The organism is Promicromonospora noduliphila, assembly GCF_056951025.1.
The window spans coordinates 2,757,255-2,770,407 of sequence record NZ_CM167806.1 but is presented as its reverse complement, the minus strand read 5'-3'; the positions used below and the strand labels follow the sequence as shown (position 1 = coordinate 2,770,407).

The 13,153-nt window shown below is 72.8% G+C and carries 13 protein-coding genes; 7 read left to right on the top strand and 6 right to left on the bottom strand.

Annotation, left to right across the window (positions count from 1 at the left end; translation table 11 throughout):
- Positions 1-216: 216 nt before the first annotated feature.
- Complete coding sequence (locus tag AC0QU1_RS12105; RefSeq protein WP_483569597.1) at positions 217-1,227, bottom strand: SGNH/GDSL hydrolase family protein; 1,011 nt, start codon at positions 1,225-1,227, stop codon at positions 217-219.
- A 252-nt stretch (positions 1,228-1,479) separates the two neighbouring features.
- On the opposite strand from AC0QU1_RS12105, the gene AC0QU1_RS12100 reads away from it, so the two are divergent.
- Positions 1,480-2,286 (top strand): hypothetical protein, encoded by an 807-nt coding sequence (locus AC0QU1_RS12100; protein ID WP_483569596.1) that lies wholly within the window; start codon positions 1,480-1,482, stop codon positions 2,284-2,286.
- 25 nt (positions 2,287-2,311) lie between these two features.
- Here AC0QU1_RS12100 and AC0QU1_RS12095 read toward each other — a convergent pair whose 3' ends face one another.
- Positions 2,312-2,557, bottom strand: coding sequence for a hypothetical protein (locus AC0QU1_RS12095; RefSeq protein WP_483569595.1), 246 nt, complete (start codon positions 2,555-2,557; stop codon positions 2,312-2,314).
- An 82-nt stretch (positions 2,558-2,639) separates the two neighbouring features.
- Between AC0QU1_RS12095 and AC0QU1_RS12090 the strand changes: the two genes are divergently transcribed.
- Positions 2,640-3,395: an alpha/beta fold hydrolase gene (locus tag AC0QU1_RS12090; protein WP_483569594.1), complete on the top strand. Its 756-nt coding sequence runs from the start codon at positions 2,640-2,642 to the stop codon at positions 3,393-3,395.
- A 285-nt stretch (positions 3,396-3,680) separates the two neighbouring features.
- Here AC0QU1_RS12090 and AC0QU1_RS12085 read toward each other — a convergent pair whose 3' ends face one another.
- Positions 3,681-4,217 carry a DUF1990 domain-containing protein gene (locus AC0QU1_RS12085; protein ID WP_483569593.1) on the bottom strand — a complete coding sequence of 179 codons (537 nt, stop codon included), beginning with the start codon at positions 4,215-4,217 and terminating at the stop codon, positions 3,681-3,683.
- Positions 4,218-4,294: 77 nt separating this feature from the next.
- Here AC0QU1_RS12085 and AC0QU1_RS12080 point away from each other — a divergent pair, with 77 nt between their 5' ends.
- Entirely contained in the window at positions 4,295-4,921 is a 627-nt protein-coding gene (locus AC0QU1_RS12080) for a hypothetical protein (protein ID WP_483569592.1), read from the top strand.
- Between the two features lie 8 nt (positions 4,922-4,929).
- On the opposite strand, the gene AC0QU1_RS12075 is transcribed toward AC0QU1_RS12080, so the two are convergent.
- Positions 4,930-6,165, bottom strand: a complete 1,236-nt coding sequence (locus AC0QU1_RS12075; protein ID WP_483569591.1) for a cytochrome P450 family protein — start codon at positions 6,163-6,165, stop codon at positions 4,930-4,932.
- A 200-nt stretch (positions 6,166-6,365) separates the two neighbouring features.
- Between AC0QU1_RS12075 and AC0QU1_RS12070 the strand changes: the two genes are divergently transcribed.
- Both AC0QU1_RS12070 and AC0QU1_RS12065 read left to right on the top strand, forming a co-directional pair.
- Positions 6,366-7,733, top strand: coding sequence for an FAD/NAD(P)-binding protein (locus AC0QU1_RS12070; protein WP_483569590.1), 1,368 nt, complete (start codon positions 6,366-6,368; stop codon positions 7,731-7,733).
- 124 nt (positions 7,734-7,857) lie between these two features.
- A complete protein-coding gene (locus tag AC0QU1_RS12065; protein ID WP_483569589.1) occupies positions 7,858-8,874 on the top strand; it encodes a hypothetical protein in 1,017 nt (338 codons plus the stop codon).
- Here the strand turns inward: AC0QU1_RS12065 and AC0QU1_RS12060 are convergent.
- A complete protein-coding gene (locus AC0QU1_RS12060; protein WP_483569588.1) occupies positions 8,868-10,355 on the bottom strand; it encodes a hypothetical protein in 1,488 nt (495 codons plus the stop codon). The two genes, AC0QU1_RS12065 and AC0QU1_RS12060, sit on opposite strands and share 7 nt — an antisense overlap.
- 131 nt (positions 10,356-10,486) lie before the next feature.
- The gene (locus AC0QU1_RS12055; RefSeq protein ID WP_483569587.1) at positions 10,487-11,494 is read right to left on the bottom strand and encodes a peptidoglycan recognition protein family protein; all 1,008 of its coding nucleotides are present in this window, start codon (positions 11,492-11,494) and stop codon (positions 10,487-10,489) included.
- Between the two features lie 128 nt (positions 11,495-11,622).
- Here AC0QU1_RS12055 and AC0QU1_RS12050 point away from each other — a divergent pair, with 128 nt between their 5' ends.
- Together AC0QU1_RS12050 and AC0QU1_RS12045 are read left to right on the top strand one after the other, a co-directional pair.
- Entirely contained in the window at positions 11,623-11,982 is a 360-nt protein-coding gene (locus AC0QU1_RS12050; RefSeq protein WP_483569586.1) for a GntR family transcriptional regulator, read from the top strand.
- A 213-nt stretch (positions 11,983-12,195) separates the two neighbouring features.
- On the top strand, positions 12,196-13,035 hold the full coding sequence (locus AC0QU1_RS12045; RefSeq protein WP_483569585.1) for a DUF899 family protein: 840 nt from the start codon (positions 12,196-12,198) through the stop codon (positions 13,033-13,035).
- Positions 13,036-13,153: the final 118 nt, after the last annotated feature.

Below are 13,153 nucleotides of genomic sequence, written 5' to 3'. Positions count from 1 at the left end.
CGGACGGCGCGGTGCAGCAAAACGGCATGGCAGCCCACGGCATGGCCACGCACTGGTCGCGCCACTTAGGTTTGCCTGACCTAACTTAACTGTTGGGCGGCCCTCGTCAAGCCATGGCGGTGACCTGGCACGTGGCGCCCGTCACTCTCGCGCGCTCCGGGCGCAGAAGGGACACCTCCTGCGCCCGGAGCTCATCGCGCCCTGTTACCCGCCCTGTTACCGCACTTCGGCCCACCACGCGTCGAAGTCGATGCCCTTCTCCTTCGCCAGCTCTTCCAGGCCGGCCTTGGTCGGGGGCCGGAAGAGCTTCGGCTTGATCTTGCGGTCGGCGGCGGCGTACTTCTGCTGCAGCTTCGCCTGCTCGGCGGCGCCGTCCCGGGCCGCGGCGAGCACCTCGCTGGTCGCCGTGACGCTCGCGCCGGTCAACACGCCACTGACCAGCGGCGTGTAGCCGTTGGCGTGGCCGAGGCGGTTGGGGTGGTAGGACTCCTCGATGGGGCTCGAGAAGCCGTTGATCCACTCGGTCGAGTCGCACACGGCGTGGCCGGTGAACCGGCTGACCGGGTTGACGAAGGTGAACCCCCTGGCGGAGGCGGCTGTCGAGGTGACCGAGTTGATCAGCACCACGCCGTTGTTGAGCGCCGTCTGGTCTTCCGGGCTGAAGAAGGTCGCCAGGTTGCAGTCCTCGCCCATGAAGATCTTCGGGTAGCCGACGACGACCACCTTCGCGCTGGGCGCCCTCGTCCTGATCGCGGCATACAGCGTGTTGAGCCGGCCCGGGAGGGTGGTGGAGATGAACGTGCGCGCGGCGGCGACCGCACCGGCGCAGTCGCTGGCCCACGCCGGGAGGGCGCACTCGGTGAGCACGTCGGCGAACCCGGCGTCGTTGCCGCCGACCGAGATGGTGACGTACCTCGTGCTCGAGCTCAGCGCGCTGAGCTGGCTGTTGGTCACGTCGGCCACGACAGCCCCGGAGCAGGCCCGGAGGTTGAGGCTGTAGCCCCTGGCCGCAGCGGTCAGGCTGGCGTAGGCGTAGGTCGAGCGCATGCACTCGGTGCCGTCGGCGATGTAGGACCTCGTGCCGGTGCCCGAGGAGTAGGAGTCGCCGAGGGCGACGTAGGACTCACCGGCGGCGTACGACGGCAGGGCCGGCGTCGTCACCAGCCCGACCGTGACAAGACTCAGCGCCGCCATGCCGGCGGCGAGGCGCAAGAGACGTTGCTTCATTGGACAGCTCCCCCAAAGGTCCGTCGGGCCACTCCCCCGTGAACCCGATCGATACCTTTATAGGAAATTTCTCTCCAACTCCACAATGTCTGGTAAATGAACAACTCAACGGCACGTCAAAAACGCGCCACACCTCGGCCTCGGAACCGGCCCTCGGCCACGGAGCCCTCGACGGCGAATCATCCACACGGGTACCGACGCCACTCGCCCCAGGTAGTCGACCTAGATCGGGCAGAGCTGTACGTTTCCCCCATGAGCAGTGACAGCGACGCACCTCAGCCCGAGGGCGGCGACAACACCGAGCGGATGGACCGCCTACGGGCTCTGTTGACCAAGCCCATCAAGATCCCGGAGTCCGCGTCCAGCGAGAGCGAGGACGCCGACTACGCCGCGCCCGTGGCAGCCGCCGCGGCACCCAAGGGGGCCAAGACACCGATGACACCCCAAGAGACGCCCAAGGAGACGCCCAAGGAGACGCCCAAGGGGGCCAAGGCGCCCGTCGAGACGCCGCCGGCGGTCAAGGCGGCGGCCGAGGCGCTCGACCGCCTGACCGACGAGGAGAAGGACGCCGTCGTCGAGGGCGCCGGCAAGTCCGGCAAGAGCCGGTCGCGCCGGACCTGGGCGGACGCCTACCTCGCGCGGCCCGAGAAGCCGCTGACCGCCGAGGAGGTCCGCGCCGAGCTGACGGTCGCCCTCAAGGATCAGGGCGCTGAGCTGCGCGAGCTGGTCGCGAAGCAGGGTGGCGCGCAGGAGAAGACGGCGGCCGGGCTGGCCGGTTCGGTCGAGCAGGCCGCGACCTCGGCCCGCGAGGAGGCCGAGCGGCTCCAGGGCCGGATCGACGAGCTCACCTCGACCGCCGAGACGCTCCGCACCGACCTCGACGCCGCACGCGCCGTCGCCGACGCGGCCCGGGCGGCCGTCGACTCGGCGACGACCGCGGCGTCGGCCGCCCGTGAGGCAGCGGACGCCGCCGCGAAGAAGGCGGCCACGGCCACCACGTTCGCCTGGGTCGGCATCGCGCTGGCCCTGGTGGCCGCGGTGGTAGCGGTCGTGATGTAGCCGGCGCGGGACCGCTCGGGTGGGGTCACCAGGACGGATCGTCGAGATCGGCACCGGCGCGCAGCACGAAGCGCCGGTGCCGCTTCCCGTGACCGTGCCGGCCGCCGCCGTGCCCGCCGTAGCGCAGGGGCGACTCCCCCACCAGCGGGTACGTGACCCGGGGGCTGGTGAACACCTCGTCGAGCAGCGCCGCGAACGCCACGTCGACCGAGGACTGGACCGCGTACGCGCCCGGTGGGCCGAGCGCCTGACCTTCCGTTGATTCGTACATGTGTTCGAGTCTACCCGTCGCCCAGGCTGGAGTCCACCGAATGCGTTGGCCACTGCTCCGCCGCCACCGATACGGTCGGCGGATGATCCTCAGCCACGACGTCACGGGGTCGGGCCCGGCGGTCCTGCTCCTGCATGCGGGCGTCGCCGACTCCCGCATGTGGGACCCGCAGCGGGCCCCACTGGCCCGGCACCACCGCGTCATCCGGTGCGACCTGCGCGGCTACGGCGACACGCCCCTGACCAGCGAGCCGTACGACAACGCGGGCGACGTCAAGGCACTGCTCGGCTCGCTGGGCGAGCGCCCGGTGGCGATCGTCGGGGCCTCGTCCGGCGGCAACGTGGCGCTCCAGGTCGCCTCCGAGTGGCCCGACCTCGTGTCGCACCTCGTGCTGCTGAACTCCGCCCTCGCCCTGCCCGCCACCCGCTCCCTGCAGCGGTTCGCCCGGCGCGAGGACGCGCTGCTCGAGGCCGGCGACCTCGACGGCGCCACAGAGCTCAACGTCGCCACCTGGCTCGGGCCCGACGCCGACGACGACGCCCGCGAGCTGGTGCGCACCATGCAGCGGCACGCCTTCGAGGTCCAGTTCGGCGCCGGGCAGGACATCCACCAGGGGGCCGGACCCGACATCGACCTCGAGGCCGTCACGGCGCGCTGCCTGATCGTTTCCGGCGGCCAGGACCTCGACCACTTCCGCGCCGTGGCCAACCACCTGGCCGGCCGTATCCCCGGCGCGAAGCACACCCAGCTCGGCTGGGCCGGACACCTGCCGAACCTGGAACGCCCGGACGAGGTCACGGCGCTGATCGAGGACTTCCTGACGGAGCCGGCGAACTAGGCAAGCCAACGAACTGGGGCTGCCTCGCCGCCGTCGCCGAGCCGAAGGTTACGTGTGCTCCTCGCCGCCGAACCGACGGTTGCGTGTCGATCGGCGACCTGGAGCACACGTAGCCTTCGGTTCGACGACGGCGGCGACGCGTACGTTGCGGTTCGCCGGCAGCGAGATTGTCCGGTGACGCTGGTGTCGTCCGTTTGAGCTGGTGATGCCCGGTACGTCGCGTGATGTCGGATGTTGTGAGCCTGAGGTCGTCAGACATCAGCCCGCGAGGTGCTCGCGCCGTCGTCAGGCCCGCGAGACCGCTCGCGCCGTCGTCAGGTAGCCGCGCGTGACCCGGTCCTGGACCCGGTGGGCCACGCGCGGCAGGATCCGGGAGCCCCAGAAGTCGTGCCGGGCCGCGGCGTGCACCTCGAAGGCGAGGCCGTCGCCGTCGCGCAGCACGCGGAAGGTCTCCACGCCGGTCTCCGGATGGTGCGGCAGCGTCGCGTAGGTGAAGCCCGCTTCGTCCGGCAGCCGGACGACGTCGACCACCCGGCACGGGGCGGTGAACCAGAGCGGGCCGACCCGTACGGCCTGCACCACGGTGACGCCGACCTCCGCGGGCCCGCTGGCGGCGATGGTTAGCCCGGCGCCGCGGTGGAGGTCCCAGCCGAACAGTGCGTCGGCAACCGCCTCGAACGACGCGCCGGGGCCGAGCTCGACCCGCTCGCGCAGCACCCGGCTGCGCGGGGGTGGTGTGGTCAGCCAGCCGAGGTCGCCAACCGGCTCCTCGGCTGCGTAGCGCGCCAGGATCCGTGGAAGATCGGGCCGGGTGAGCTGCATGACCGCACCGTACCGGCCGGGACACGGGCGGACGCGACCGGCCGCGACGCCCACTGACCCGTGTACCTTTCTCACCCATGGCGACCGAACACGACCCGAGCGCTTTCGACGCCCCGATCCAGCCCGGCGGTGTCCCCCGGCACGCGTCCGCCAAGGAGCGCAAGGGCCGTGGGCTCAAGCCGTTCCTGTCCGACCTCAAGGCCGAGGTGCAGAACCAGCTCTCGCGCGCCGAGCCCTTTGGCCGCGCTGCGGCGCCGGTCCCGTCGGCGGGCGCGCACGGGCAGGTGACCCAGGCCTTGCTCCCGGCAAGCCCCCAGGAGGACGGCACCGCCCCGGAGGCTCAGTACCCCGACAACGGCGCCGCGCTCGCCTCGGCCGCGCTCGCGACGGCCGACCATGCCGGGTCCGAGGCGGCCGCCGCCCGGGCCGATGCCGTCGCGGCGCGTGCGGAGGCGGAAGCGGCCCGTCACGAGGCAGCGGCCGCCCGCGCCGAGGTCGCCACCGCCCGGGCCACCGCGGCGCGGGCCGACACGCAGCTTCAGGCCGCCCGCGCCGAGATCGAGGCCGCCCACCAGGAGTTCGAGGCCCTCCGGACGCAGTTCGACGCCGCCGTCGAGCGCACCGGCAGGCACCTCCTGATCGCCTGGATCGGCGCGGGCGCCGCCGGGCTGCTCGCCGTGGTCGCGCTGGTCCTCGGCTTCTGACGCTCGAGTCACTCCACCTCGAACCGGACCGGAAGCTCCCCCGGCATCGACGACCACAGGGTCCCGATCGCCTGCAGCGACCCGGCCGGGACCGTGAGCGCCACGCCGCCGAGGCGGCGCACCGCGACCTCGACCGCCACCTGCGCGATCACCCGGGCCGGGCGCCGCACGGGGCAGGCGTGCGGGCCGGCGCCCCACGTCAGGTAGGACAGGTTGCCGGGCTCGAGCCAGAGGTCGTCGCTGAACGCCCGCGACTCCGCGCTCGCGCCAAGGATGCCCGGCACGACGGCGTCGCCCGCCCAGATCTTGCGCCCGCCGAGCACGGTGTCGGCCAGCGCGAACCGCGGGCCCGTGTTGCTCGCGGGCGGGATCGAGCCGAGCACGGCCTCCAGCGTGTCCGACGCCGACAGCAGGCCACCGCTGCGCCCGTCGAACCGCGGGTCCGTCAGCCGCAGCCGCAGCGCCTGCGTGATCCACGCGACCTCGAACTCGGTGCCCAGGACCAGCATCGTGGAGACCGCGCTCTGCACGTCCTCGTCGGTGGGGCTGCTCGGGTGGCGCAGGATCGCCGACGTCATGTCGTCCGACGGCCGCGCACGGCGCCGGGCGACCAGGCCCACGATGAGGCTCTTCTGCGCCTTGAGCGCCTCGGCGCCCTCGACGCCCCTGGCCCGGAAGATCCGGCGCGTGTGGCCGAGCATGGCGAGCGCCTCCTCCGGACCGAGCCCGAACATCGTCGACATCGCGAGCAGCGGGACGGCCCACGCGTACTCCCCCACGAGATCGGCCTCGCCCCTGGCCGCCACCCGGTCCAGCGTGGTCTCGCACCACTGCCGGACGATGACCGCCAGGCGGTGCTCGTCGAACCCCTCGAACGCGTCGTCGATGAGGCGCCGCAGGTGCCGGTGCCGCCTCCCGTCCACGTAGTAGACGCTGTCGCGCGGGGCCAGGATCGCACCGATGCCACTGCCCGGGTCCACGCTGCCGTCCGCGACCAGGCCCCAGTTCCGCGAGTCGCGCGAGTACAGACCCTCGTTGCGCAGCACCGTGGCAAGCTCGCGGTGCCCGAGGACGAGCCAGGCCCGCACGCCGGGCTCCACGAGAACGGGTGCCACGTTGCCCCACTGTGCCCGCAGCCGCTCGTACACCTGCGCGGGATCGTTGCTCCTGGTCGTCTCGGTGAGGGGGGTCAGGTCGTCCAGGTCGGCCAGACGCTCCGCGTGGGTGGTCGTCGTAGCGGTCATACTTCCCGGCTCTCCGCGTGCCGAAGCGCGCACCACGTGATCGTGATCGGAACGTATCGCATGTCCGACGCCGTGTAACGGAAAGTCCGGTACGCCCGGTCCGCGGCCAATGCCTACCGTTATGATCGGGTTTCGCCCGGGCAGCCGGACCCGGGCGCCGCCGAAGGGCGGAGCCGACCCGCCGAACGGAGCGCCCGAGCATGCAGCGGACCATCGCCGTCGTCGGAGGCGGCGCCGCCGGCGTCATCCTCGCGGCCCACCTGCTGCGCGCCGCGTCGCCATCGCGCCCCGTGCGCGTGCTGCTCGTCGACCCGGCGCGGACGCCGGGGCGCGGCCTCCCCTACCGGACCACGGACCCCCGGCACACGCTCAACGCGGTGGTCGCCCGGCTCAGCGCCTTCGACGACGACCCGGAGCACCTGCTGCGCTGGTGCGCCTCGGCCGGCGTGCCCGCTGAGCCCGGCACGTTCCTGCAGCGCGCCGACTTCGGGCGGTATCTCACCGAGCTGCTGCCGTCGGTCCCGGTGCCGGACGGCAGCGGCGTGCGGCACGTGCGCGGCACGGTGGTCGACCTTCAGGACGGGCCGGACGGCGCCGTCGGGCCGGGCAGTGAGACCGGGCCCGTCGTCCTCACCCTGGCCGACGGCGGCACGCTGCGCGCCGACGCCGCCGTCCTGGCGCTGGGTACCCCACCGCCCGTGCGGCTGCCCGAGTACGAGCCGTGGGGCGAGCGGTACGTCGCCGACCCGTGGTCGCCCGACCTCGACGACCGTGCGGCGGGTGCACGCAGGGTCCTCGTCGTGGGCACGGGCCTGACCACGCTCGACGTCGTCGCGCACCTGCACGACGTGCTGCCCGGCGCACGGTTCACCGCCGTGTCCCGCGGCGGCGCGCTGCCCGCCGCGCACGCCGCCGACCCGTTGCCGCCGACCGTGACGGTGGATCTCGGCGACGGCGCCGGGCTCGCCCGGACCCTCGACCGGGTCCGCCGCCGCATCGTCGTCGAACGCCGAGCGGGACGCGACTGGCGCGCCGTGATCGACGCCGTCCGCCCGCAGGTCAACCCCGTCTGGGCGCGGCTCAGCGCGCACGAGCAGGCGACGTTCCAGCACCGGCACGCGCGCTCCTGGGAGAACGTGCGGCACCGCATGTCGCACGCGATGCGCACGCACGTGGACCGGCTCGTGGCCGACGGCGTGCTCACGGTCGGCACGGTCGGCCGGGTCCGGGGTGCCACAGGCACGGGCGGGCGGTGGGACACCGGGGCGTTCGACCTCGTCGTCGGCGCCACGGGGCTGCCGTCCCTGACCTCGGCCGGCTGGAACCCCCTCGTGGACGCCCTCGTCGCGCGCGGCCTGATGCGGCCCCACCGGCTCGGCACGGGGCTCGACCTGACGCCCGACGCCGCGCTCGTCGACGCCGCCGGCGTCGGCCACCCGCGGCTGCGGGCCATGGGCCTGGCGCGGCGCGGGCTGGAGTGGGAGTGCACCTCGGTGCCGGACCTGCGCCGTCAGGCCGCCCGCCTGGCGGACGACCTGCTCGGCCGCCCGTCCTCGGCACCCCGATAAACGGACAAATCGTCATTACAAATCGTCATCCCAGTGCCATGTGTTCGTTGCCGAACGGCAATGACGCGGGTGAAGTCTTCCGTCGAACGTCGCCACCTTTCGGAACGATCGGGACGAGGAAGACATGCCTGGACCTGCACGAACACTGAAGCTGGCCCTGGGGACGACAGCGGCAGCGGTCGCCCTGGGCATCGCGGCAGCGGGCTCCGCCGCGGCGGGGCCGGCGGCCACTGCCACAGCCGGCGCCGCGGCCGCGAGCAACGCCGACATCGCCCAGCGCTGGGCGCCCATCCACTACCAGGACGTGGACCAGACCGGCACCAACGCCCTGGGCGGCCGCTCGGACTACATCACGGCGTACGACTTCGACGGCGACCTCAACGCACGCAACAACTGGGAGAACACCGGCAGCCGCACGCTGGCGGCCACCGCGTACTACTCAGTCATGGAGACGGCGACCCACTGGTTCGTCACCTACATGTTCTTCCACCCGCGCGACTGGTCGGACTCGATCTTCGACACCGAGCACGAGAACGACGCCGAGGGCGTCATGGTGGCCGTCCAGAAGGACGGCTCGACGTACGGCGTGCTGCGCGGCGCCGTCACCGTCGCGCACACCAACTTCTACTCGTACACGCCGTCGGGCAGCACGTGGGGCGCCGGCGCGGAGACCATCGACGGCACGCTGCCGATGGCGACCAACCCGACTGACGGCCTGGCCCACCCCGTCACCGCGCAGGAGGCCAAGGGCCACGGCCTCAAGGCGCGCGGCGGCTACGACATCGTGGGCGACGGCGTCATCTACTACCCGGCCGGCCGCGCCGAGGTGCCGGAGCACCCGGACGACCGCAACGTGTCCTACCGGCTCGTGGACATCCACGCGTCCGGCGGGCTCTGGGCGCAGCGCGCCAACACCCAGCTCTTCGCGAGCCACGGCACCTTCGCGGGCGACGGCTCGGGGAGCTGCGGCGACGGCGGCATCTCCTGCACCCAGAACTCCGCCAACGCGCCATGGGGCTGGGACGACGGCGACGACGGCCCGGGCCGCGGCGCCCTCGCCACCGACCCGGCGGGGCTGTCGGCCAACTACTTCCGCATCCCGGAGCCCCTGAACCGCACGTACGTGAACAACCCCTACTGAGAGCCCCTCCTGAGCCCTGCCTCGCGCTGACCCTGCGGGCCGGCGCGGGCAGGCAGAGCTGGGCAGCAGGTGGTCGGCAAAGTGTCAGGTGATCGGTAGCTCGGAATACCGATCACCTGACACTTTGCCGACCACTCGCCCGGGCACTGGGGCTCAAGTGCAGGTCGAGGGTTGGGGACCCTCAAGTTCAGGTTGACGGTCATGGTGGCCCTCCAGGAGCCGTTGTGCGACGGGGTCAGGACAGGCGGGCCGGTCACGGCCAGCTGCTCGCCCGCCTCCAGGTGGACGTCGGCGAGCCGGACGCCGTCCGGCAGGCGCTCGGCGAGGTTGATGTCCCGGCGGGTCGCCGCCTCGACCCGGCCCCGCACGGTGCCCAGCAGCGCGGCGACCAGCGGGTTGCCGCTCGCGAGCTGTACGTCGCGGACCGCGAGCACCAGGTTCGCGTCGACGCTGACCGACGCCGTCGCCTGCACCCCGGCCGAGAGAAACATGCCCCGCTTGATCGCGGCGTCGACCCGGAGCGTCGCGGCGCGCGGGCCCTGCGACACGACGTCCACGTCCAGCCCGGTCAGCGTGATCCCCTGCTGCTGCAGGACGACGGTCAGCAGGCCGCGGGCCGTCGCGACCAGGCCGGCCTTGTCGACGGCGACGCGGGCGTGTCCCGTGACCGGGCGCTCGGCGGTGGGCTCGACCGGCTGGATGCCGACCCGGCCGTCCGCGCCTTCGACCCACTCGAACGGCAGGCCTTCGAGCTCGGCGGTGAGGTCGACGGGCAGGTCCACCGCGACGAGCTGGTGGGCATCGAAGCGCAGGCGGCGCAGGATTCCCGGCTCGCGTCGCACGATCTCGGGAGTCCAGCGGTGCGCGGCGTCGGGCGCCGCACCGGCCGGACGTGCGGCTCCCGCGTCAGCCGGACGCGCGGCTGCCGCGTCAGCCGGACGCGCCGGTGCCGCTCCGCTCGGATGTGCCGGTGCCGCTTCGCTCGGATATACCGATGTGCTGCCGCCTGGCGTGCTGCCGCCGGGAACACTCCTGCCCAGGGTGGTCCTGTTCAGCGTGCTGCCGCCCGGCGTGTTCAGCATGCTGCCACCCGACGTGGCGCTGCCCGGCGTCGTGGTGCGCTCCGGCGCTCCCGTGCCGGCCGCTCCCGACCAACCCGTGGTTCTCGACGCGCCGGCGGTTCCCGGTGTGCCCGCGGCTCCCGGCGGGCCAGAGAGGCGGACGACGACGCCCGACAGGTCGACGTCGGCCGACGCCACGTCGGCGCCGTCGAGCTCCGCGGTGATCGACGCCCGGTCGAGCCCTGTGACCTGGTCGCCGAGCTCGTCCGCGAGCGCCGCGCGGATGCGGGCGGCGAGGTCGGCGCCGTCGGCGGGACGGGGAGCGCGGCCGAGCGGGATGGGGGCCGGCAAGGGACGGTCGGAGGAGGAACCCGCGCGCGAGGTGCGGTCAGGGGCAGGGCGCTGGGCGTCGTCGGTCATGGACGCGAGACTAACCACGATCACCCGCGGACCATCGGCAGAATGTCACGTGGTGGGCATTCTGCCGATCGTCCGCGGGGTGTTTCGAACCGACCCGGCTCAGGTGCCGGGCCGGTTCGAGGGCCGCCTGCTCAGATGCGGCCCGCGTTCAGGCGCCGCTGCAGTGCCATCACGGCGCGGGACTCGCGCGAGATGACGCCGTCGACCGGTGTGCCCAGGTAGCGCTGGAGGGCGCGGATGGTCTGCGGGCCGATCTTGCCGTCGCGGTCGTCGGCGGCCATCCCGATGCGGCGCTGGAGGGCGGCCATCATGCGAGAGCCCTGGGCGTCGGTGACCCACTGCCAGCCGGTGGTCAGGCCCGGGTTGCTGTCGCGCCAGGCCACGCTCTGCGACGAGACGATGCCGTCGACGGTGGTGCCGAGCTCCTGCTGCACGCGGCGGGTGGTGGCGGAACCCCAGAAGCCGTCCACCGCGATGTTGCCGGGCTCCCCCGGGCTCGGCGGGGTGGATCCGGAGCCCTCGCGGATGTCGTCGATGCGGGAGTACAGGTGCTGGCCGGGGCACGCCGTCTGCGAGACGTCGCGGTGCCCGCGCAGCGGTGCACTCTGGATCCACCAGCGCTGCCGGCCCGCGCGGTAGATGGCGGAGGCGCTCGAGATCTGGGCGGCGGTGGGGCGGTTGGTCTCGTAGTTGCCGGCGAAGCAGATGGAGCGCGAGGTGCTGTTGCGCCCGCCGGTGTGGGTGCCGCGGCGGTTCCAGCTCACGCCCTGGTACGCCCGGCCGGACGGGAAGATGACCACGTTGTAGGAGATGCCGGTGCCGAACCGGGTCTGGCCGATGCTCTCCAGCGCCCGCATCTGCTCCGCCTCGGCGGCGATGCTCGCGCTGGCGGGAAGCTGTGCCGTGACCGAGTGGTGCACGAACACCTCGACGGCGAGGTCGGTCAGCGTCAGGTCCCCGTTCGGGTAGCGGGCGCCCCAGGAGGCGCGCGATGCGATGCTCACCGCGGCGGTCGGCTCGACGTCGTAGTCCGGCTCGGCCGGCCCTTCGCCGTCGGCCTCGCCCGGCGGTTCCTCGTCGGCGGCGAGAACCTCCAGCACGGTCCCGTCGTCGTCCTTGATCTCGTACGCCTCGGCCACGGTGCCCCCAATGCTCCATATATGTCCTACATGTCTGCCATTGAGCCATGTCTACCATCGCGCGCCGGGCAAGGCGACCCCTGGCGCGCAGCGGTGCTGCGCCTTGCGTGGGCCTTCGCGCTTGTACTGTGGCGGGCGTGATCAGCATCGACGCCGACTCCCCCGTGCCGCCGTTCGAGCAGGTGCGCACCGCGCTCGCCCAGCAGATGGCGGACCGGACGCTCCCGGTCGGCACCCGCCTCCCGACGGTGCGCGCCCTGGCAGCCGAGCTCGGCATAGCGGTCAACACCGTGGCGCGCGCGTACCGCGAGCTGGAGGGGGCCGGGCTGGTCGAGACGCGCGGCCGGGCCGGCACCTTCGTCAGCGCGGCCGGCGACCAGCGCCTCGCGCTCGCCCAGACCGCCGCGGTGCAGTACGCGCAGACGATCCATGCGCTGGGCATGAGCCGGTCCGAGGCGCTGGAGATCGTGGCGGCGGCGCTGCGCTAATCGGATCCTCGGACAGGTGGTTCGGAGTCGGCAACGGCACAGCTCCGTGAGGGTTGCGAGCCGATGTCCGATCGGCTGTCGTTCTTCGGGCGGGTCGTTCGTCGTAGTGGTGACGGCCGACCGATGACCCTCGTCGCGGTCGGTCGTCGGTACTGGTTCAAGGGTTGGTCGGACAAGCCCTTGAACAGCCGCGCCGACCACGAGGAGAACATCATGACCACGACCCACGAGAACCACCCGGAGCAGGTACGCCCGACCGCGGTCGCGCCCCACACCTCCGCCACGGCGCACGCCGTCGCGCCCGACGCCGCCGTCCCGCCCGTCGTCGACCGTGCTGCCTGGCAGGCCGCCCGCGACGAGCTGCTGGTGCGCGAGAAGGCGCACACGCACGAGGGCGACGCGATCGCGGCGGCCCGACGCCGGCTGCCGATGACGGAGGTCGACGGGAGCATCACCGTCGTCGGACCGGACGGCCCGACCACGCTGCTCGACCTGTTCGACGGGCGGGAGGAGCTGGTGGTCTACAAGCACATGTGGCACCTCGGCCAGCCGTTCGAGAACCAGTGCGAGGGCTGCACCCTGACCTACTGGGCCGTGCAGGACCCGGCCTACCTGACGGCGCGCGGGGTGTCGTTCGCGGTGTTCGCCAAGGCGCCGTACCCGGAGCTGGAGCCGTTCGTCGAGTTCATGGGGTACCCGAAGCACTGGTACTCCGTGTTCGACGTGGCCGACGACGTCGTGAGCGGGGACGACTTCGGCACCTGGGTGTGCTTCCTGCGCCAGGGCGACCGGGTGTTCCTCACCAACTCGGTGACCGGTCGCGGCTGCGAGGTGACGATGCCCGCCCTCGGCCTGCTCGACATGACGCCGCGGGGGCGCATGGAGGCCTGGCAGGACACTCCGGAAGGCTGGCCGGAGGGCAAGGCCGCCGGCTGGTTCTGGCGGTCGCACGAGGACGGCGCGGGTAACGGCTGGACCGGCGGCCGCCCGACGATCCAGTGGACCCGCCCGGGCGCGACGCCGGTGGCGGCGGGCGCCCAGCACCACCACTGAACCGGCTCGCGACTTCGGTCCCTTGCCGAGCCGGCACGTCGAGTTCGGTCGGCTGCCTCGAGATCGGTCAATCGATGGACCGATCTCGAGACAACGGACCGAACTCGACGTCACCCGA